General features: G+C 60.1%; 19 protein-coding genes, 4 tRNA genes and 1 riboswitch. Of the genes, 2 read left to right on the top strand and 21 right to left on the bottom strand.

Features of this window, described 5'->3' with window-relative positions:
• Positions 1-5: 5 nt before the first annotated feature.
• Positions 6-1,304, top strand: coding sequence for a hypothetical protein (locus Q0D52_RS03365; RefSeq protein ID WP_294380123.1), 1,299 nt, complete (start codon positions 6-8; stop codon positions 1,302-1,304).
• A gap of 94 nt (positions 1,305-1,398) precedes the next feature.
• Here Q0D52_RS03365 and map read toward each other — a convergent pair whose 3' ends face one another.
• From map to Q0D52_RS03300, 13 genes are all read right to left on the bottom strand, one after another.
• Positions 1,399-2,172 (bottom strand): type I methionyl aminopeptidase, encoded by a 774-nt coding sequence (gene map / locus Q0D52_RS03360; RefSeq protein WP_294361874.1) that lies wholly within the window; start codon positions 2,170-2,172, stop codon positions 1,399-1,401.
• Positions 2,173-2,340: 168 nt separating this feature from the next.
• The gene (gene rplA / locus Q0D52_RS03355) at positions 2,341-3,051 is read right to left on the bottom strand and encodes a 50S ribosomal protein L1 (protein WP_042434711.1); all 711 of its coding nucleotides are present in this window, start codon (positions 3,049-3,051) and stop codon (positions 2,341-2,343) included.
• A 96-nt stretch (positions 3,052-3,147) separates the two neighbouring features.
• Positions 3,148-3,639 (bottom strand): 50S ribosomal protein L11, encoded by a 492-nt coding sequence (gene rplK, locus Q0D52_RS03350; protein ID WP_042434714.1) that lies wholly within the window; start codon positions 3,637-3,639, stop codon positions 3,148-3,150.
• A gap of 102 nt (positions 3,640-3,741) precedes the next feature.
• Entirely contained in the window at positions 3,742-4,272 is a 531-nt protein-coding gene (gene nusG / locus Q0D52_RS03345) for a transcription termination/antitermination protein NusG (RefSeq protein WP_294380121.1), read from the bottom strand.
• 3 nt (positions 4,273-4,275) lie between these two features.
• Positions 4,276-4,710, bottom strand: coding sequence for a preprotein translocase subunit SecE (gene secE, locus Q0D52_RS03340; protein ID WP_294380119.1), 435 nt, complete (start codon positions 4,708-4,710; stop codon positions 4,276-4,278).
• Positions 4,711-4,816: 106 nt separating this feature from the next.
• Positions 4,817-4,893, bottom strand: a tRNA-Trp gene (locus Q0D52_RS03335).
• 23 nt (positions 4,894-4,916) lie between these two features.
• Positions 4,917-5,066, bottom strand: coding sequence for a 50S ribosomal protein L33 (gene rpmG, locus Q0D52_RS03330; RefSeq protein WP_042434722.1), 150 nt, complete (start codon positions 5,064-5,066; stop codon positions 4,917-4,919).
• 104 nt (positions 5,067-5,170) lie between these two features.
• Positions 5,171-6,373 carry an elongation factor Tu gene (tuf, locus tag Q0D52_RS03325; RefSeq protein WP_294380118.1) on the bottom strand — a complete coding sequence of 401 codons (1,203 nt, stop codon included), beginning with the start codon at positions 6,371-6,373 and terminating at the stop codon, positions 5,171-5,173.
• A gap of 81 nt (positions 6,374-6,454) precedes the next feature.
• Positions 6,455-6,531: transfer RNA gene (locus Q0D52_RS03320), tRNA-Met, on the bottom strand.
• A 7-nt stretch (positions 6,532-6,538) separates the two neighbouring features.
• Positions 6,539-6,614: transfer RNA gene (locus Q0D52_RS03315), tRNA-Thr, on the bottom strand.
• A 6-nt stretch (positions 6,615-6,620) separates the two neighbouring features.
• A tRNA-Tyr gene (locus tag Q0D52_RS03310) sits at positions 6,621-6,705 on the bottom strand.
• A gap of 604 nt (positions 6,706-7,309) precedes the next feature.
• Entirely contained in the window at positions 7,310-8,506 is a 1,197-nt protein-coding gene (locus Q0D52_RS03305; RefSeq protein ID WP_294380115.1) for a C40 family peptidase, read from the bottom strand.
• 217 nt (positions 8,507-8,723) lie between these two features.
• Entirely contained in the window at positions 8,724-10,313 is a 1,590-nt protein-coding gene (locus Q0D52_RS03300; RefSeq protein ID WP_294380113.1) for a sodium/proline symporter, read from the bottom strand.
• 213 nt (positions 10,314-10,526) lie between these two features.
• Here Q0D52_RS03300 and Q0D52_RS03295 point away from each other — a divergent pair, with 213 nt between their 5' ends.
• Positions 10,527-11,816, top strand: a complete 1,290-nt coding sequence (locus Q0D52_RS03295; protein ID WP_294380112.1) for an aminotransferase — start codon at positions 10,527-10,529, stop codon at positions 11,814-11,816.
• A gap of 77 nt (positions 11,817-11,893) precedes the next feature.
• Here Q0D52_RS03295 and Q0D52_RS03290 read toward each other — a convergent pair whose 3' ends face one another.
• The 8 genes from Q0D52_RS03290 to ispD all read right to left on the bottom strand — a co-directional run bounded on the left by Q0D52_RS03290 (position 11,894) and on the right by ispD (position 19,697).
• Positions 11,894-12,601 (bottom strand): thiamine phosphate synthase, encoded by a 708-nt coding sequence (locus tag Q0D52_RS03290; RefSeq protein WP_294380110.1) that lies wholly within the window; start codon positions 12,599-12,601, stop codon positions 11,894-11,896.
• A gap of 1 nt (position 12,602) precedes the next feature.
• On the bottom strand, positions 12,603-12,932 hold the full coding sequence (locus tag Q0D52_RS03285) for a thiamine-binding protein (RefSeq protein WP_294380108.1): 330 nt from the start codon (positions 12,930-12,932) through the stop codon (positions 12,603-12,605).
• Positions 12,933-12,936: 4 nt separating this feature from the next.
• A complete protein-coding gene (gene thiM, locus Q0D52_RS03280; RefSeq protein ID WP_294380106.1) occupies positions 12,937-13,776 on the bottom strand; it encodes a hydroxyethylthiazole kinase in 840 nt (279 codons plus the stop codon).
• 56 nt (positions 13,777-13,832) lie between these two features.
• Positions 13,833-13,941, bottom strand: a riboswitch (TPP riboswitch).
• A gap of 90 nt (positions 13,942-14,031) precedes the next feature.
• Complete coding sequence (locus Q0D52_RS03275; RefSeq protein WP_294380104.1) at positions 14,032-15,255, bottom strand: MFS transporter; 1,224 nt, start codon at positions 15,253-15,255, stop codon at positions 14,032-14,034.
• On the bottom strand, positions 15,252-16,526 hold the full coding sequence (locus Q0D52_RS03270) for a U32 family peptidase C-terminal domain-containing protein (RefSeq protein WP_294380102.1): 1,275 nt from the start codon (positions 16,524-16,526) through the stop codon (positions 15,252-15,254). The genes Q0D52_RS03275 and Q0D52_RS03270 overlap by 4 nt, the downstream gene beginning before the upstream one ends.
• Positions 16,527-16,747: 221 nt before the next feature.
• Positions 16,748-18,268, bottom strand: a complete 1,521-nt coding sequence (gene cysS, locus Q0D52_RS03265) for a cysteine--tRNA ligase (protein ID WP_294380100.1) — start codon at positions 18,266-18,268, stop codon at positions 16,748-16,750.
• A gap of 86 nt (positions 18,269-18,354) precedes the next feature.
• Positions 18,355-18,852, bottom strand: a complete 498-nt coding sequence (ispF, locus tag Q0D52_RS03260; protein WP_294361861.1) for a 2-C-methyl-D-erythritol 2,4-cyclodiphosphate synthase — start codon at positions 18,850-18,852, stop codon at positions 18,355-18,357.
• Positions 18,849-19,697 (bottom strand): 2-C-methyl-D-erythritol 4-phosphate cytidylyltransferase, encoded by an 849-nt coding sequence (gene ispD, locus Q0D52_RS03255; protein ID WP_042434753.1) that lies wholly within the window; start codon positions 19,695-19,697, stop codon positions 18,849-18,851. The genes ispF and ispD overlap by 4 nt, the downstream gene beginning before the upstream one ends.
• Between the last annotated feature and the right edge of the window lie 87 nt (positions 19,698-19,784).

The following is a 19,784-nucleotide window of genomic DNA, read 5'->3' as shown; positions in this document are numbered from 1 at the left end:
ATTTCATGACCGCAAACGTCGATCCCGCACCTATCACCTGCACCGAAGATGTTGCGCACTTGCTGCAACCGGTGGTGGTAGGCGGCGATATCCTTGCCTACAGCTACGTGCGCGAACTGCATCGCGCCTTCGGTATCGAAAACACCATCGTGCTTGCCACGCAAAACATCAAGATGCTCTCCGAAAGCCGTTTCACCGACTATCGCCTGGAGCCGCATATCCACGAGCAGGAGGGCCTGTACAACGCGCTCGAGCGCATCGCGAAGGAGGTCCACGGCGCGCATCCTGAGAAAACGCTGCTCATCTTGGGCTGCGACGACTGCCATGCCCGTATGCTCTCGCAGGGCAAGCAGCGCCTGCAAGACCTTGGCTTCGTGGTCCCCTACATCGATTTCCCCCTGCTCGACGACATCACGCAGAAGCGCCGCTTCTACGAGATCTGCGAGGAGCTTGACATCCCGTTCCCGAAAACGTGGTACTTCGATTGTGGGAACGGCCCCGACGAGCTTCCCGTCAACGAGTTCCCGTACCCGCTTATCGCCAAGCCCTCCAACTCGGCCCAGTTCCAAGATGCCGAGCCCACCATCGAAGGCTGGCGAAAGATCTACGAGATCGAAAGCCCTGAAGAGCTTGCGCAGGTTTGGCGCAGCATCCGCACTTCGGACTACAACAACCTGCTGGTGCTGCAGGATTTCATCCCCGGCGGCGACGACGCTATCCGCACGCTTACCACGTTCTCAGACGCCTCCGGCGACATGCGCGTGGTCGCAGGCGGCGTGGTGTGCCTACAGGACCACGACCCCACCGCACTCGGCAACCCGCTGTGCATCATGGGTGAGCGCGAGGAGGCCATCATCTCGTGCGCCAAGCGCTTCCTGTCCCATGTGGAATATCGCGGCTTCGCCAACTTCGACATCAAATACGACAGCCGCGACGGCAGCTTCCGCTTCTTCGAAGTGAACACCCGATGCGGGCGCAACACCTACTACATGAGCCTTGGCGGACAGAACTTCATCGAGCTGATCGTACGTGAGTTCGTCATGGGCCAGCCGGTGGAGTACCACGAGGCCTACAACCCGTTCTTGTACTGCTGCGTGCCCGCCTACGTGCTCAAACGCAGTATGGACAACCAAGAACGCCTTGCTCAGGCCCTGAAGGCTCTGAAGGCCACCAGCGAACCCTATCCGCTGCATTACGCGCCCGATTCCTTCAAGCACAACATGTGGGCGAAGATCATGCACCTGAACCAGATCCGCAAGTTCAAGCGCTTCTACTGGGACACAAACGGAAAGCAGCTGAAGTAGAAGGCCCTTGCCAATTGTCCTCCCGTAAAGCTAAAAGGGGGCGCAGCGCGTATACACGCTGCGCCCCCTTTACTATGCGTACCTTGGAATCTTGTTACAGAGGACGCTTGTGGTCCGGTTCGGTGGTGATGATCACGGGGCCATCTTCGGTAATGGCGACCATCTTCTCGAAGTGGGCGCTCGGCTTTCCGTCGCGCGTGCTTACCAGCCACCCATCCTTGCCCTGAAGCACTTTTCGGGTGCCCATGTTGATCATGGGCTCAATGGCCAGCACCATGCCAACCTGCAGCTTCATTCCCAAGTGCCTATGTCCGTAATTGGGTACGTTAGGCTCTTCGTGCATATTTCTACCCACGCCATGGCCAACATACTCGCGAACAACTCCGAAGCCGGCATTCTCGGCAATCGATTGCACAGCATGACCGATATCTCCCAGATGGTTACCCGCCACGGCGCAATCCAGACCGGCCCACATGCACTCCTCGGTAACCTTAAGCAGCTTACGCTTTTGCTCGGATGTCTTCCCTACGGCAAATGTCCAGGCGTTGTCCCCCACCCAACCGTCAACAGTTGCGCCAGTATCAACGCTGAGGATATCGCCATCCCGAAGCACAACCTTTTTCGAAGGAATGCCGTGAACGATCTGCTCGTTCACCGATGCGCAGATGGTCCCCGGAAATCCGCCATAACCCTTGAATGCCGGGATACCACCGTGCTCACGGATATAGGTTTCGGCAAACTCGTCAAGCTCCAACGTAGAGACGCCGGGCTTCACAAGCTCCCCTACCTTGCGCAATACTTCTGCGGAAAGCTGCCCTGCAGCCTTCATGGCCTCGATCTCGCCGGGAGACTTCAAGATAACCGCCATGCCACCATGCTCCTAACTCATAACCCAAGCAATATGCGTTTAAGACCAATGCAACCATTTGGCATTGACTAATTTACGCACACGCCGATGACGTTCTGACACAAGCCCACTATATAGAAAGAGCGGCCCCGAAGGACCGCTCTATATTAGCTGAAATGGCTGAGATGCTTATTCAGCAGCAACCGTGTAGTTCTTGTTCACGGAGGAGTCGACAGCAACACCCGGAGTCATGGTACCGGAAACGCTGACGGACTTGACGTACTTGCCCTTAGCAGCAGCAGGCTTCATGCGCAGAATCTCGTCGTAGACAGCGCCATAGTTCTCAGCGAGCTGCTCGGGGGTGAAGCTTGCCTTGCCGATGATGACATGAGCAATGCCGTAACGGTCAGCGCGATACTCAACGCGGCCGCCCTTGAGCTCCTTGATAGCCTGAGCAACGTTCGGGGTAACCGTGCCGAGCTTCGGGTTCGGCATCAGGCCACGGGGGCCGAGAATCTTGCCCAGACGGCCAACCTTGCCCATCTGATCAGGAGTAGCAACGGCGGCGTCGAAGTTGAACTCGCCAGCCTGGATCTGAGCGGTCAGCTCATCGGTGCCGACAATGTCAGCGCCAGCCTCGCGAGCAGCGTCTGCAGCAGCGCCCTCGGCGAAGACGGCAACACGGACGGTCTTACCAGAGCCGTTCGGCAGGGAGACCGTGCCACGCAGCTGCTGATCAGCCTGACGGGTGTCGATACCCAGACGGAAATGAGCCTCGATGGTCTGGTCGAACTTGGTGGTGGCGACTTCCTTCACCATTGCGAACGCCTCAAGCGGAGCGTAGGTTGCATCGCCGATCTTCTCGACGGCAGCGCGGTAAGCCTTGGAATGCTTTGCCATGATAGTTCCTTTCGTGGTTCGTAGCGAGCTTATGCGGCTTCTAACGCAAAGCCCTTCCACTGATTAAAATCGTATGCATCTAACGATGCGGGTTTCTTAAGCCTCGCCCCTGAGGATAGCGGCCAGCTTCTTGGAAGGCACATAGGTCTTCTTCATCTCGACGCCCTCAACGCGAACGCCCATGGAACGAGCGGTGCCGGCAACGATACGCATAGCGGCATCAATGTCGTTTGCGTTCAGGTCGGGGAGCTTGATCTCAGCGATCTCGCGGAGCTGATCCTGGGTAAGGGTGCCCACGAACTTCAGTTGCGGGATACCGGAAGCGGACTTCAGGCCCAGCTTCTCCTTGATCAGCACGGCCGCCGGCGGGGTCTTGCAGATAAAGGTGAAGGACTTATCTTCGTACACCGTGATCTCGACAGGGATGATGGTGCCCTTCTGCTCCTGCGTCTGAGCGTTGAACGCTTGGCAGAACTGCATGATGTTGACACCCTGAGCACCCAGAGCCGGGCCGACGGGCGGGGCCGGATTCGCAGCGCCAGCAGGAATCTGCAGCTTGACGAAGCCGGTAACTTTCTTCTCAGCCATTCTAATTACCTTTCAAAATGCTTTTGCACTATATATCTTCACAGCCTAAGGAATGAGAAGCCCCGGTCCACGCGGGCACGCCTTGAAACTGCAGAGACCATTCTATATGCAGGAAACCTGATCGAACGAAAGCTCCACTGGGGTTTCACGACCGAAGATCGAAACCATAACCTTGACCTTGCCGGCGTCGGGCATTACCTCGGAAACAACGCCATCAAACTCAGCCAAAGGACCGGAAACGACCTTGACGGCCTGCCCTGCCTCAAGATTGGTAGAAGTCTTCTTAGGAGCCTCGTGAGTAGTACGCTTCATAATCTTGTTGTACTCATCACGGGTGAGCGGCGCAGGCTTGCTATCGGCGCCGACGAAACCGGTAACGCCAGGAGTATTGCGAACGGCAGCCCAGCTGCGATCGTCAAGCTCCATGCGAACCAGAACGTACCCAGGGAAGACCTTCTTTTCGCTTTCCTTGCGACGACCGCCCTCTTTGATCTCGGTAACGGTCTCGGTAGGAATCTCGATTGCGAAGACATTGTTCTCGAGGCCCATGGTTTCAATACGGGTTTCGAGGTTGGTCTTCACCTTGTTCTCATAGCCGGAGTAGGTGTGAAGCACATACCATTTCTTCGACATGCCTTATGCCCCCAATCCGGAAATCAAAAACAACAGCGGTGTGATAATGCCATTGTCAAGAACAGCAACGTAAATACCGAAGAAGAGAAGCGCGGCAACAACGACAACGCTCCAGCGCAGAACATCCTGGCGACTAGGCCAGGTGACGCGCTTCATCTCAGCCTTAACATCCTTGAAGAACTGGAAACGCTTCTTCTTGGGCTTAGAAGCCTTCTTCTCGGTCTTCTTTTCCACAGCCTTACCTTGCTTGGCATCTTTTGCAGAACCATCGGCTTGGGAGGATTTACCGAAGAGCTTCTTCTTAGGAGCCTCGGTATCAGCGCTTTCGCCCTGAGCTTGCTTCAACGCCTCAGCTGCTGCCTCGGCCTGACGAGCTTCCTTACGAGCGGCGCGAGCGGCAGAAGCCTTCGCACGCTGAGTTTTTGATTTCTTAGCCATCTGATTCCTTTAGGGATCGTTTTACCTCTAAACGCCAAACAAGCAGCCTGGCATCAAGCTGCTGATCAAATTAGCAACCTGACTACAAGCTGCTCGCTATTCGAGCTGGCAGGCCAGGAGGGACTCGAACCCCCAACATGCGGTTTTGGAGACCGCCGCTCTACCAATTGGAGCTACTGGCCTATGCCCGTGCTAACCTCTGAAAACTATCGGGTTTCCTTATGCAGGGTGTGCTTCTGGCACCACTTGCAATACTTCTTCAACTCGATACGATCAGGGTTGTTCTGCTTGTTCTTCTTGGTCGTGTAGTTACGGCGCTTGCACTCCGTACACGCCAAGGTAACCATCGTGCGCATGAACTCTCCTTATAAGCCGTATTCAAACAAGCTTGAACGCATACACATGAATCTTAAAATAGGGCCCGCCCGTAAGCGGGCCCTTTGAAAGCTGCAGCTTAAAACTAAGCGATGATCTTGGTCACTCGACCAGAACCAACGGTGCGGCCACCCTCACGGATAGCGAAGCGGAGGCCTTCCTCCATTGCCACCGGGTGAATCAGCTCAGCGGTGATGGTCACGTTGTCGCCAGGCATAACCATCTCGGTGCCCTCGGGCAGGTGAGCAACACCGGTGATGTCGGTGGTGCGGAAGTAGAACTGCGGACGATAGCCATCGAAGAACGGGGTGTGACGGCCGCCCTCTTCCTTGGTCAGGATGTAGACCTGGCCCTCGAACTTCTGGTGCGGGGTAACGCTACCAGGCTTGCAGAGAACCTGGCCGCGCTCGATATCCTCGCGCTTAATGCCGCGGAGCAGGCAGCCGATGTTGTCGCCAGCCTGAGCCTCGTCCAGCAGCTTACGGAACATCTCGATGCCGGTGCAGACCGTGTTCTGGGTCTCCTTGATACCGACGATCTCCAGCGGGTCGTTCACATGCAGAACGCCACGCTCGACACGACCGGTAGCAACGGTACCACGGCCGGTGATGGTCATGGTGTCCTCGACAGCCATCAGGAACGGCTTGTCAACGTCGCGCTCCGGCGTGGGGATGTAGGAGTCAACAGCGTCCATGAGCTCCCAAACCTTGTCCTGCCACTCCTTGTCACCCTCCAGGGCCTTCAGAGCAGAACCGCGGATGACCGGGATGTCGTCTCCGGGGAACTCGTACTCGGTCAGCAGCTCGCGGGTCTCCATCTCGACGAGCTCGATGAGCTCCTCGTCGTCGACCATATCGCACTTGTTCAGGAACACGACGATGTAGGGAACGCCGACCTGACGGGCGAGCAGGATGTGCTCGCGGGTCTGAGCCATGGGGCCGTCGGTAGCAGCGATAACCAGGATAGCGCCGTCCATCTGGGCAGCACCGGTGATCATGTTCTTTACGTAGTCAGCGTGACCAGGGCAGTCAACGTGAGCATAGTGGCGAGCATCGGTCTCGTACTCGATGTGAGCGATGGAGATCGTGATGCCGCGCTCGCGCTCCTCGGGAGCCTTGTCGATGTTCTCGAAGGCGGTGAAGTCAGCGTGAGCGGTGCCATGGGAGCCGTCGTTCTCGGACAGCGTCTTGGAAATAGCAGCAGTCAGCGTCGTCTTACCGTGGTCAACGTGACCGATGGTGCCGATGTTAACATGCGGCTTGGAACGCTCGAACTTCTCCTTAGCCATGTTTCATCCTCCTTATAAGGATCGCTTTCGCGAAACGAATCTAAAATAAAGCGCCCGATAAATCGGGCGCAGTGTAAGTATTGGTAGCGGTGACTGGATTCGAACCAGTGACGCCACGGGTATGAACCGTGTGCTCTAACCAACTGAGCTACACCGCCAAAAAGCTGGAGCCTGCGATCGGACTTGAACCGACGACCTCTTCCTTACCAAGGAAGTGCTCTACCGACTGAGCTACACAGGCGAAAGATGGTGGGCGCGCTAGGATTCGAACCTAGGTAGACAGAGTCAACGGGTTTACAGCCCGTCCCCTTTAACCACTCGGGCACACGCCCATGTTTCGCTGCTTAATTCATGTGCATTTATCAAGCTGCCTGCTTGCGGATCGGTGAGAACCCGAACGCGCGAGCAGTGGAATCATACGCTAGCTGAGAAACCGTGTCAACCCTTTACACGGCCCCGGGTGTATCCTCTTCAAACCTTCACAAAGCTTTGAATCCTCATTCACCCGTTGCTGTTGGCCTTAAGCTTTCCAGCAGGCGTTCCACTCCGAAGCTCGCTGTCGTGAGCTCCGCAAGCGAGGAAGTATATTACGGGATAGTGAACGTTGTGGCAACCCCTTTTTTCAACTTTTTTTGAAAGATGGAACTTTTCCTGCATGAGGAGAGCTGCCTCCTTCGCATAGCGGGTATTGTTTTCCCTGTTCAGCTTATGGCAACGCGGCCCTAACGCCATTTGAACAATTCCCTTCCTCTACCCTGGCATCGATTGAAGTATCCCGCAACGAAGGCTCTGCACCCATTGGATCCCATCACTTCCCTCTTCCGGAATTGCGCATTGCCCCATCAATCACATGCCTTAAAACAAATCGGGGGAAGGCTTATATGCCTTCCCCCGATTACATGCTGATCAGGTTATGTCTTCTAGAACCTATGCAGTCTAGAACTGCAACGCGTTCGTGAAGTTCGACCACGAAAGCGAGTCGGTGTTGCGCACATATGCGCCGAACGTAGGCGCATGCACATACGGGGTGCCGCCGTAGCCGCCGGCGATTCCCACGTGGCCGTAACGCCACAGAACGTCGCCAGGACGCGCCTCGCTGACGGATACCACACGGGTAGCACGAGCCATCTGAGATTCGCTCTGATGCGGCAGCTCGATGCCAAGCTGACGATATGCCCACGTGACCAAACCGGAGCAGTCGAACGAATCCGGTCCCTCAGCGCCCCATACGTAGGGGCAGCCGATACGCGAGCAGGCGTAGGAATACGCAGCGCTGTTGTCGCCAGCGGAACCGCCGCCGCTGGGATAGACGATGGTGCTGCCACCGCCGCCGTTGCCGCCGCCCCAGCTGCCGCCACCGCCGCCGCCGTTGCCGCCGCCTTGGTTATCGCTGCTGCCGCCGCCCTGGTTGCCGCCATCGCTTCCGCCGCTGTTGCCGCCGGCAGCCGCTGCTGCAGCCTCAGCCTCTGCCTGCTGCTGAGCAGCCGCTGCGGCCGCTGCCGCAGCCTGCTCCTGCTCGAGCAGTGCGCGTGCTTCTTCGTCAAGGGAGTTCATGAGCTCGGTGGCGTTCTGCACCTTGACCTGAACCTCGTCGTGGATCTGCTTGCACTCTGCAGCCTTCTGAGCGGCGATCTGCTCCTGACGGGCAAACTCGTCCTTGGCAGCCTGCAGTTGCTCACGAGCGGCCTTGGTCTGATCGACCAAATCGGCATCGTTGGCATTGATTTGGTTCAGCAGCTCCCAGTTCTGGGTGAACTCGGCAAAAGACGAAGCACCGAGCAGGAAGTCGATGAACGTGGTGGAGCCAGAGCGGTACATGCTGCGGGCACGCGTGCTCAGGCGATCTTGCAGACCCTCGATTTCCTCGGTGGTCTCGTCGATCTTAACCTGCTGCTCCTCCATGGAGCGCTGGGCGCTTTCCTGCTCGTCGAGAGCTGCATAGTAGTTCTCGCCGGCGGTTTCAAGATCGGCCTGCAAGCCGACCAGCTGATTGCGAACGGCATCCGCCTCCGCCTGCTTTTCAGCTGCCGTTTCAGCAAATGCGAACTCGGGGATGATAAGCGACGTGGCGCCAAGCGCCGCAGCGCCGCCGATGAATGCTCGCCTGCTGAGATCGATTATAGATTGGCTCATCCAAGAACCTCCTAGATTGAGCTTAGGTACTGTGATTACGGGCAATAGCATCGCATATGATAGCACGGAGAGCGGTTGCGGGAAAAACGCTTGTGTGCTTGCGTTCATAAAACCAGCTCACGAGTATGCTTTAGCGCAAATCTCCGAAAACAGGAAACGGGGAAGGACGCTCAAGGCCCCTTCCCCGTTTCGTTACCTATATATGCATCGCATTCGACTATGCAGCCGTGGGATTCACATCCTCGTCCATGCGCGCCTCGGTGTAGTGATCGAACTCGTCGTAGATCTCCTGCGAGGGCTCTGCCGTGAGCTTAGAGACCACGAAGATACACACGAGCGAGATGATGAAGGCCGGCAGAAGCTCGTAGATGCCGAACACGCCGCCAAGCGGTTTGATGAAGTTATGCCAAACCACCACCGTGATAGCACCGCCAAGCATGCCCGCAAGCGCACCGGGCAGGTTCGTGCGACGCCAATACAGGCTGCACAGCACGAGTGGACCGAAGGATGCGCCGAGGCCGGCCCACGCGTAAGAGACGACGCGGAAAATGACGGAATTCTCGTCCAAGGCGATGACGATGCCGATGATCATGACCACCGCCAGCGTGATACGGGAAACGATCATGACCTGGCGATCGGTAGCATCGCGCTTGATGACGCCGCGGAAGATGTTCTCCGCCACAGACGAACCGGTGATGAGCAGATACGACGAAGCCGAGGACATGGAAGCCGCCAGGATGCCGGATACCACCACGCCGCACATGAAGGCGGGCAGGATCATCTGAGCGATGACGATGAAGATGTTCTCAGCGGCCGCATTGGTGCCGAAATACGTGGGCAGCATGGCTCGGCCGATGAAGCCGATGCACAGGGCGCACACCATGGAGATAACGACCCACACCACGGCGATGATGCGCGACTGGCGAACCTCCTCAGCGGAGCGGATGCCCAGGAAGCGCACGAGCACCTGCGGCATGCCGAAGTAGCCAAGACCCCAAGCCAAGGTGGAGATGATGGTGAGAAGACCATACTCGGTAGGCTCGCCGAACAACGGCTGATCGCCCTGGACCGCCTGCAAACCCGTATTCGCATCCATGATGGGCGTGGTGAGCTGACCGCCGTTCAAGAAACCGGGAATATTCTGCAGGAAAGCCACCGTGGTATCGACGCCGCCGACGGAGGCGATGGAGCCGATGAGCACGACGGCCAGGGCGAAGAACATCAGGCAACCCTGGATGAAGTCGGTTGCCACAACCGAAAGATAGCCGCCCACCAGCGTGTAGGCGAACACCACCACGGCGCCGAAGATCATCATGGCAGCGTAATCGATGCCGAACAGCGTGTGGAACAGCTTGCCGCAGGTGACAAAGCAGCTACCCGTGTACACGCAGAAGAACAGCAAGATGATCACCGCGGCCACCGTTGACAAGATGTTCTTCTTATCATGGAAGCGATTGGAGAAGAAGGCCGGGATGGTGATGGCGTGCACGCGCTCGGAGTACTGACGCAAACGCTTAGCCACGAACAGCCAGTTCAAATACGTGCCGATCGCAAGGCCGATGCAAGTCCACATGGCCTCGGATGCACCGAAGAAGTAAGCAAGGCCGGGGATGCCCATGAGCAGATAGCCCGACATGTCGGATGCCTCGGCGGACAGCGCCGTGAACCACGGGCCCACCTTTCGGCCGCCGATAAAGTACTCGTCGGTAGAGGAATTCGAGCGCTTGGCGTAGGAGAAGCCTACCGCCAGCACCACGACGAAGTAGATAACCATGGCCAAAACGACCAGCAAATCATTCGATCCCATAATCTGTGCCCGCCCCTTATGCCGTTTTCAAGGCCCGCTCCCCCCGACAAACCGCACGGCCCTCCAGCCGGCATCGCCGAAATACGGGAAACGGACGCATTTAACGACCAGTCGATTGTTTGCATTGACGCTGGGATTATACTTGACTTTGCCTACCTCAGGTAGGTGTTTTCGATTGTTCCTACCCCGCAAACGGCGAAAGGATGCACCACGATGCCAGTTTACGCAGAGCTTGCCCGAGAAGCGTTGGAATCAACGCACGATGAGCTCACCCGCGAATACGAGTCTTTCAAGGCAAAGGGGCTAGCTCTGAACATGGCGCGCGGCAAACCCTCCCGCGCACAGCTTGACCTGAGCATGCCCATGCTCGCCTGCATCGCCGATTTCGACGACTGCACGGCCGAGGACGGCACGGACTGCCGAAACTACGGCGTGCTCGACGGCATTCCCGAGGCGAAGCGCCTTATGGCCGTCATGCTCGACGACGACGCTGAGCATGTGATGGTGTTCGGCAACTCCAGCTTGAACATCATGTACGACACCATGGCGCGCTGCTGGATGTTCGGCACGTTGGGCCATACGCCTTGGTGCAAGCTTGACGAGGTGAAATGGCTGTGTCCTTGCCCGGGTTACGATAGGCACTTCGGAGTGACCGAGGCGTTCGGCATCAAGATGATCCCCGTCGCCATGAACGAAGACGGTCCGGACATGGACGAGGTGGAGCGCCTGGTGGCCGAAGACGCCTCTATCAAGGGCATCTGGTGCGTGCCGAAGTACTCGAATCCCAGCGGCGCCACCTATTCCGACGAGGTTGTACGCCGCTTGGCCGCCATGCCTTGCGCAGCCGATGATTTCCGTATCTTCTGGGATAACGCGTACGGGATCCATCATCTGAACGACGATGCAGCTCTGCAAGATCAGCTGCTCGACATCCGTCGCGCCTGCGATGATGCCGGAAACCCCGACCGCTGCTTCAAGTTCGCCTCCACCAGCAAGGTCACCTTCCCCGGCGCGGGCATTTCGGCGATGGCGGCAAGCAGAGCCAACATCGCGGACATGAAGGCGCATATGAGCCCGCAGATCATCGGCCACGACAAACTCAATCAGCTGCGTCACGTGAGGTTCCTGCACGACGGGAAGGGCTTAGCTGAGCACATGGCGAAGCATGCCGCCATCCTGCGCCCCAAGTTCGAGCTGGTGGACCGCAAGCTGTCCGAGGGCTTGGGTGAAATCGGCGGTTGCAGCTGGAGCAAGCCGCGCGGCGGGTACTTCGTCTCGTTCGACGCCCCTGCCGGATGCGCGAAGAGGATCGTGGAACTTGCCAAGAACGCCGGCGTCACCATGACGGGCGCAGGCGCCACCTGGCCGTACAAGCAAGACCCGGCCGATAGCAACATCCGCATCGCCCCCAGCCTGCCGCCCGTTGAGGAATTGGATGCGGCGCTTGACGTGTTCGTTTGCTGCGTGAAGCTAGCGTACGCGGAGAAGCTGCTGCAAGACTAGGCCGGACACGCCGCACTGAGACTCATATATAAATAGGTAGGGCCCGCTCGATCGAGCGGGCCCTTTTCGTAATTGCGTTAGCTAGCTTCCTTCGCAGCGTTCCATGCTTGCACAAGCTCTTGAGCGGCTGCATGCGGGTCAGGCGCGGCGCACACCGCAGACACCACGAAGAAGCCGTCGACGCCGGTTTGGGCGACGGCGGGGATGTCGGACACCTTCACTCCCCCGCCCACCACAATGGGAACGGGGCTTGCCTGGTGAAGCGCCGCCAGGTCTTCGAGGCTTTTCGTGATGATGGTGCCATCGGCCGCCAGACCGCAATCGGTTTTCGTGGGAGTCTCATGCAGCGGCCCGACGCCCAGATAGTCGACCAGCGACATATCAGCGGTTTTCACATACTCGAGCATCTCGTCGGCGCGAGCGGAAAGGCCCACCACCGCATCGGGACCGAGCAGGGCGCGGCACGCCTCGACGGGGATGTCGGTCTGGCCCACATGCACGCCATCGACCTTGACTCCCTGCTGACGGACGGCATACACCGCATCCAGACGGTCGTCGATGAGCAGCGCCACGCGATCTTGCGCGCCGGCCTGCCGTATGACCTCGGATACCTGGGCCGTGCAGGAGATAAGCTCGCGAGCCGAGCACTCCTTCGAGCGCACCTGCACGCAGGTGAACCCTGCAGCGATGGCCTGGGCGACCACGTCGGCAACGGGTCGGCCCAAGGTATTTTCCGGCCCCAGCACCAGATATGCGGAAATATCCAGGTTGTCTCGCATGCTCATGTTATTCCCCCTTACCGGCATCCCCATCGACGCTGTTCTCAAGGATGGCGTCGACGCTTCGGACCTTCTGCTCCATCATGTTCTCGAACCCGGGGCGAACATCCGCTTTCAAGACGACCTCGGTGCGGATGCCCTTCTGGGCCAAAACGAACGTGGCATCGCGGACCACGCGCATGACCTCGTCCCACTCGCCTTCGATCTCGGTGAACATCGAATAGGTTTTATTGGGCAGGCCCGATTCGCGGATAACGCGAACCACCTCGGCCACCTCAGGTGCAAGCTCATCGCCCACGCCGAACGGGGCGATGGCCACGGCAACCAGCGCATTCACGATGCTATGCCTCCTGGATCTCGATGGGATTGCCGGCGACGGCCTCGGGGGTTGCGCGGAACAGCTCGTCGATGAAGGCGACCTTGAAGCTTGCCGGAGCATCCGCCGCTGCGGCAGCTGCAACGCCCGCCAGGTTGTAGTGGTTCACCGCGGCGACAGCGGCCGTGAACGGATCGGTTTGCGTGGCGTACACCGCGAGCACGCCGCCCTGCGAGCAGCCGAAGCCGGTGACCTTGCCCATGAGCGCGCTGCCGCCATGGCTGATGACGACCGAATGCCCGTCGGTGACCAGGTCGGACTCGCCGGAGATGACGACGGCGCCTTCCGTATAGCGAGCCAGCGCGATAGCCGCCGCGCGCGCAGCTTCCACCGTGTCGGCGGTGTCGACGCCGCGGGCGCGGGAAAGATCGTCGGCAGTGCCCTCAAGGCCCCACAGGCCGGCCAGCGCGATGATCTCGGAAGCGTTGCCGCGGATGATGGCGGGCTTGTGCTGCTTCAGGCCAGACAGCAGCTTGGTGCGCAGGCTGCCGATGCCGATGCCCACTGGATCGAGCACCCACGGCTTGCCGGCGGCCTGAGCCGCGGCAGCCGTGCGCGGGATGGTTTCCTCGTACACGGGGAACAGCGTGCCCATGTTCAGGTACACGGCGCCGCCTGCGGCAACCAGGGTCTCGCCTTCATCAGGCAGATAGACCATGGCCGCAGAGCCGCCAACGGCAAGCTGGGCATTGGCCACGAAATCGATGGTGACGGTGTTGGTGATGGACCCGGCCAGGGGATTGTTGGCGCGCACGTCCGCGGCCGCCTTCGCGATGGAAGCTTCGAGCTTGCTTTGTTCGATCATATTCTCTCCTTTGCAACGAAAAACGAGGACGCTACCGTAGAAGATAGCGCCCTCGTCCGTGCACGAGAGATGCTCCCTACGCCAGCGTTACCTGGACAGGTTCAAAGGGTTAGGCTTACGCCCTCTCAGCGCCGACGTTGCCGCCGGGCACCCCTGCATCGAATCTGTTGAGCATATATTACACCGCAGCGTCTACCCCTTGCATAGCAAACCGCCGAATGGGCAAAGGAAATCGCAATAGCCGAACGGTTGACCTTATCGCACGCGCTTCGGCCTGCGGGACAAACGCAACGCCGCGATTTCCGCGGCGACCGCGCAGGCGGTGAAGGCAGCGGAGACGAACGGCATCGCCAAAAGCGGCATACAGGTGATGAACACACCCGCTGCGAACGACCCGAGCGCGCTGCCGAGCTGCAACGAGGAGTTCGACAAGCTGACGGCGAACGCCGCCTCGTCCCCAGCGTTGAGCATGATGAACGAATTCTGCGCCGGTAAGAATCCCCAGGATATACCCGTCCACAGGCATGCCGCCGCCAGCGCCGCAGGCCATGACCCCGTGACAAGCCCCAGGCTCACCAGCGTTGCCGCCTGAAGCGCCACGCAACCGATAACCGCCGAAGCCGAACCGAAGCGATCGGCGGCCCAGCCGCTTGCCTTCGAGCCGATCATGCTCATCAGCCCGAACGCGAACAGGGAGCCGCTCACCCACTCCGGCTGGGGAAGCACGCTTTCCATGAACGGCGTGATGTAGGTGTTCATGGAGGCGTATCCCACGAACATGAGCACGGTGCAGATCAGCGGCAGCACCACGCAGGGGTTGCGGAACACGCGCAGCGCATCGGCGCTGCGACGACCCTGCCCTGTCGACGAGCTGCTCGGCGCCTCGGGTACGCGAACGATGAGCGCGATGACCGCGAACGCGATGCACGCTGCGACGACGAGCACCCGATACGCCTGCTGCCAGGTGATGACGCTGCGCAGCATGTGCGCAGCGGGAAGCGCGAAGACGAACGAAGCGCTGAAGCCCAGCGCCACGTTCGACATGGCCGATGCGGCGCGCGAAGGACCCGCGATGCGGCTTGCCGCGATATAGGCGGTTGCCGCGAAGGTGCCGTTGCCCACGCCCATGACGGCACGACCCGTCAAAATGACGGGATAGATGGGGGTGGCGGCGCAAATGGCCATACCCACCGCCATAAGCGCGAGGCTGACCAGCAGCAACGTTTTCGGGCCGCGCGAGGTGAGCGCCATGACCAGAAGCGGCGTGCCGATGGCGTTGCACACGCCGTAGACGCCCATCATGAGGCTAACCTGGGAGAGGTCGATGCCGGCGATTTGCGCGACTTGATCAGGTACGCCCAAGATGTATTGGTAGGCGCACCCGAACACGAAGCAGCTAAGCGCCAGCACCAAGATCATGAGATTGCCGCGCGCGCGGCTAGGCGTCTCCGCCGCGGATGCCGTCTCGGAGCAGCTCATGCCCTCACTTCCTGCGCGCCTTGAGGGGCGGAATCCACGCGGATGCGCAGCAAATCGCCCGGCTGCAAGGAGATATCGCTGGTGAACGCATAGGTTTCCATAGTGCGATTGGCTACCGGCACCGGCTCAGGGGACGGATTGGGACGGTCTTCGCTTGGCTGCGCCAGCCAGGTGAGGCCCTTTACGTTCACCGCCGCAATGGCTTTTCGCGGCGAAAGCGCCTCAATCTCATCGCCTTCGCGGAAACGGTTGTGGCACGTGGCCTCGATTCGCCACCTGCCCTCCCCTTCGGGGCTGCAACTGGTCACTGTGGCCGCATGCAGGTAATCCTTGTCGTAGCCATCGCGCTCCTGGCGTTGGCTTGGCTGACCGAAATAGAAGCCGGTGCCATAGGGGCGATGCGAAATGGCGTGCAAGTCGGACATGACCGCAGACGGATCTGCGCCATCCATGACCGCCCGATAAGCATGCACCACCGTGGCAACGTAAAACGCGCGCTTGTTACGGCCCTCGATCTTAAACGAGCTGACGCCAGCTTGCGCCAGCTCATCGAGATGCTCGATCATGCACAGGTCGTGCGCGTTCATGACATAAGTGCCGCGCACATCCTCCTCGATGGGGTAATACGCGCCGGGGCGCTTTTCCTCGACGAGCGCATAGCTCCATCGGCACGGCTGCGCGCAATAGCCTTTGTTGCCCGAGCGCCCCGTCATGGCCGCCGACAACATGCAACGCCCCGAGAAGGCCATGCACATGGCGCCATGCACGAACGCCTCGATCTCAAGATCGCGCGGCGCCTGCGCGCGCAACTCGGCGATATCCTCCACGCTCATCTCGCGCGCGACCACCACGCGCGATGCGCCCAGGTCATGCCAGGTGCGCGCAGCTTCGGCGTTCATCACGGAAGCCTGCGTGCTCACATGCAGCTCCATATGCGGCGCATAACGTTTCGCCAGGGAAAATGCACCGAGGTCGCTGACGATGAGCGCGTCGGCGCCCGAGGCGTCAAGGGCCTCCAGATACGGCGGCAGGGCGGCGATATCCGCCTGGTTCATAAGCGTGTTCACCGTCACGTACACCTTCGCGCCCGCCGCATGCGCGAACGCGACGGCGGACGGGATGTCATCAAGCGTGAAGTTCTCGGCGCGCTGGCGCATGCCAAACCTATCGGCCGCCAGGTACACCGCATCGGCTCCAAAACGCACGGCCGCCTCGAGCTGGCTGCGGCCGCCCGCAGGAGCGAGAAGCTCGGTTGTTGAAAAATCAGTCATCGGTAGCAATCTTCGTGGTAATCGGTCCAGTACAAACACGAAAGCCGCCGCGCGGCCTCGAACCCATCCAGCCGGATGCCGCACGGCAAATCCGGCACCTTCGCTTCAGGCCCGGCGAAACGCATCTTGCGTCAGGCAGGCCGGGCGCGGCCTTTCGGCCACGCCCGCAAGGTTGAAGACGGGAACGAAGCGGCGCAGCGGCCCGCAACGTCGGTTTTAGCCTACTTGCCCTCGGAGGGGTCGTAGCTGACGCGAGCACCCTGAGGGGTGTCCTCGATGGTGAAGCCCAGCCCCGTAAGGCCATCGCGCACGGCATCGGCCACGGCCCAGTTCTTCTCGGCACGCGCGGTGGCACGAGCCTCGAGCAGGGCATCGACAGCCTCGTGCGCATCGGAACCTTCGTAGCCGGCAACCTGTTTCGCCAGGTCAACGACCTCGGTCGGATATGCGTCGGCCTGATTGTCCTCCCAATCCTGCGGGGCAACCTCCACGCCGAACACGCGCATGAGCGTGGTGATGGTCTCACGCAGATCGCGCACGGCGGGGACGTCGGAGAGCGCCAGCGTTTTGTCGGCGATCTGGGTGTTCGCAAAACCGACCAGGTCAAACACCTCGCCCAGTGCGCGCGGGGCGTTGAAGTCGTCGTCCATGGCCAAGACGAACTCGACGCGCGTGGACTTCGCCTGCTTCAGGATGGCCTGCGTATCAAGCGGGCTGGGCGCATCCTGCGCGTTCTTCATCTGCCAATCAAGGTTGCGCACGGCGTTCTCGATGCGGGAAAGCGCGGATGCGGCCTCGTCGAGGCGCTCTTCCGAGAAATCGAGCGGGCTGCGATAATGCGTTTGCAGCATAAGGAAACGCAGCACATCGGGGGACGTGGTTTTCAGGATGTCGCGCAACAGCAGGAAGTTGCCCAGCGATTTGCTCATCTTCTCGTGGTTGATCTGCAGCATGCCGCTGTGCATCCAGTGGTTGGCGAAGGTGCAGCCGCATGCGGCCTCGGACTGGGCGCGCTCGTTCTCATGATGCGGGAACACCAAATCGGCGCCGCCGCCGTGGATGTCGAAGGGCAGGCCCAGGTACTTGCGCGACATGGCCGAGCACTCGATGTGCCAGCCGGGACGACCCTGACCCCACGGGCTTTCCCAAGAGGGCTCGCCGGGCTTGGCGGCCTTCCACAGCGCGAAGTCGAGGTGGTCGCGCTTGCGGTCTTCCAGGCCCTGTCCGTCGGCGCGCAGCTCGCGATGGCCGCCTTCCATCTCATCGATGTTGCGACCGGACAGCGCACCGTAATCGGCGTAGCTGCGCACGCTGAAGTAGACATCGCCTTCGACCTCGTACGCGTGGCCGCCGTCGATGAGCTCCTGGATGAGCTGGATCATCTCGGGGATCTCCTCGGTTGCGCGCGGGCGCACATCCGGGTCCTGCACGTTCATGGCGTGCATGTCGTCAAGGAAGGCCTGCGAATACTCGGCGGCCACCTCGGCCGCGCTGCGACCCTCTTCGTTAGCCTTCTTGATGATCTTGTCATCGACATCGGTGATGTTGGAGACGAACTTCACATCGAAGCCGCGCCAGGAAAGGTAGCGGCGGATGACGTCGAAGCTGACGAAGGTGCGTGCGTTGCCGATGTGAATGTAGTTGTAGACGGTGGGACCGCACACGTACATGCCGATTTTCCCGTGCTCGAGCGACTCGAAAGGCACCTTCTCGCGAAGTTTGGTGTCGTAAATCTTAAGCATTTGCATTCCTGTTCTCTATGCATGCCGCATGGCGCGGCGGGTTGACGGTGATCGATAAAGGATGAGCACCGAAATCTGCGCCATTGCTAGCTACATCGCGCTAGCAAGGCCACAGCCGTGGCGGAGATGCCTTTTTGCTCTCCTTCGAAGCCAAGCCCCTCGGTAGTGGTGGCCTTCACGCCGACGTTTTCAACCGCGATGCCCATGGCGGCTGCCAGATTCTCGCGCATCTGCTGGCGATGCGGCGCCATCTTCGGCTTCTGAGCTGCGATAACGCTGTCGACATCGATGATTTGGAAGCCCTCTTCGCGCACCTTGTCCGCCACGGCCGCCAACAGCTTCATGGAATCGGCCCCTTCCCATTCGGGGTCGGTGTCGGGGAAAAGCTTGCCGATATCGCCACCGCGGATGGCGCCGAGCAGCGCGTCTGCCACGGCATGCGCCAGCACATCGGCGTCGGAATGGCCGAGCAAGCCCAAGGTGTGCGGGATATCGACGCCGCCGATGATGAGCTTGCGCCCTTCGACCAGCTTATGCACGTCATAGCCCTGCCCTATGCGCAGGGCGCTGAATTCCAAGCTCATTGCTCCTGCTCGCCTTTCTGCTTGAGATAACGCTCGCGCACGGCGGCGACGAGCATGAGGTAGTCCTCCGGAACGGTGAGCTTGATGTTGTCGCGCTTGCCCTCCACCACAAGGACGCGGCCGCCGAGACGCTCGATCAAGGAGCTGTCGTCGGTGCCGACGAACCCGTCGGAGAGCGCCGAGGCGTGCGCACGGCGGTAGATGCCCGCGCGGAAGACCTGCGGGGTTTGCGCGTTCCAGAACACGCTGCGGTCGGGCGTGCCGACGATAACGCCGTTTTCAACCACTTTCAGCGTATCGATGGCGGGATGGGCCACCACGGCGCCATCGGCATCGATGTTGCCCTTGAGCGTGGCGATGGTGTGGGCGATCAGATCAGCCGAGATGAGCGGACGGGCACCATCGTGCATGACCACGTACTCGAACTCCTCGGGCACCAGCTCAAGGCCGGAGAACGCCGATTCCTGACGCGTGGAACCCGCCGCGGCGACCACGATGGGCGTAGCGAACGAGAAGGGGTCGACGGCCTTGCTCAGGTACTCGCCCTGACGTTCGGCCGGGCAGACGATGACGATGAGGCCGATATCGCCTACGGCGTCGAAGGCCTCGACCGACCAGGTGAGAATCGGCTTACCGCCGATTTCCACCAGCTGCTTGCCGCCTTCCTTGCCGAAACGCTCGCCCGTGCCGCCGGCCAGGATAATGGCCGCCGTCTTCGGGTTCTTGTCGACCTTGCCCTCAAGGCCGGCCAAGGATTGCGTGAGCGCATCGATATCAAGCGCCGTGGCCAGGTCGGCTGCGGCGAGCACCGAGGACGAGAACACCGGGTCAACGGTCTTGGGCATGGTTTCCTCTTTCCGTCGAAAACAAATGAGGCGGCCCCTTTCGGGACCGCCTTACATTCTAAAGCAACTGCTGCGTTTTCGCAGGCG

Source organism: uncultured Senegalimassilia sp. (genome assembly GCF_934630535.1).
Taxonomy (GTDB): Bacteria; Actinomycetota; Coriobacteriia; order Coriobacteriales; family Eggerthellaceae; genus Senegalimassilia.
This window is presented reverse-complemented; position numbering and strand designations above follow the sequence as displayed.

Coding starts and splice junctions, on each gene's coding strand:
- ispD (WP_042434753.1), bottom strand. CDS start 19,697: ATGCCCAAGACCGTTGACCCGGTGTTCTCGTCCTCGGTGCTCGCCGCA.
- secE (WP_294380119.1), bottom strand. CDS start 4,710: ATGGCTAAGAAATCAAAAACTCAGCGTGCGAAGGCTTCTGCCGCTCGC.
- map (WP_294361874.1), bottom strand. CDS start 2,172: ATGGCGGTTATCTTGAAGTCTCCCGGCGAGATCGAGGCCATGAAGGCT.
- Q0D52_RS03365 (WP_294380123.1), top strand. CDS start 6: ATGACCGCAAACGTCGATCCCGCACCTATCACCTGCACCGAAGATGTT.
- rpmG (WP_042434722.1), bottom strand. CDS start 5,066: ATGCGCACGATGGTTACCTTGGCGTGTACGGAGTGCAAGCGCCGTAAC.
- tuf (WP_294380118.1), bottom strand. CDS start 6,373: ATGGCTAAGGAGAAGTTCGAGCGTTCCAAGCCGCATGTTAACATCGGC.
- Q0D52_RS03275 (WP_294380104.1), bottom strand. CDS start 15,255: ATGAGCTGCTCCGAGACGGCATCCGCGGCGGAGACGCCTAGCCGCGCG.
- rplK (WP_042434714.1), bottom strand. CDS start 3,639: ATGGCTGAGAAGAAAGTTACCGGCTTCGTCAAGCTGCAGATTCCTGCT.
- nusG (WP_294380121.1), bottom strand. CDS start 4,272: ATGTCGAAGAAATGGTATGTGCTTCACACCTACTCCGGCTATGAGAAC.
- cysS (WP_294380100.1), bottom strand. CDS start 18,268: ATGCTTAAGATTTACGACACCAAACTTCGCGAGAAGGTGCCTTTCGAG.
- Q0D52_RS03295 (WP_294380112.1), top strand. CDS start 10,527: ATGCCAGTTTACGCAGAGCTTGCCCGAGAAGCGTTGGAATCAACGCAC.
- Q0D52_RS03290 (WP_294380110.1), bottom strand. CDS start 12,601: ATGAGCATGCGAGACAACCTGGATATTTCCGCATATCTGGTGCTGGGG.
- ispF (WP_294361861.1), bottom strand. CDS start 18,852: ATGAGCTTGGAATTCAGCGCCCTGCGCATAGGGCAGGGCTATGACGTG.
- Q0D52_RS03270 (WP_294380102.1), bottom strand. CDS start 16,526: ATGACTGATTTTTCAACAACCGAGCTTCTCGCTCCTGCGGGCGGCCGC.
- rplA (WP_042434711.1), bottom strand. CDS start 3,051: ATGGCAAAGCATTCCAAGGCTTACCGCGCTGCCGTCGAGAAGATCGGC.
- Q0D52_RS03305 (WP_294380115.1), bottom strand. CDS start 8,506: ATGAGCCAATCTATAATCGATCTCAGCAGGCGAGCATTCATCGGCGGC.
- Q0D52_RS03300 (WP_294380113.1), bottom strand. CDS start 10,313: ATGGGATCGAATGATTTGCTGGTCGTTTTGGCCATGGTTATCTACTTC.
- thiM (WP_294380106.1), bottom strand. CDS start 13,776: ATGATCGAACAAAGCAAGCTCGAAGCTTCCATCGCGAAGGCGGCCGCG.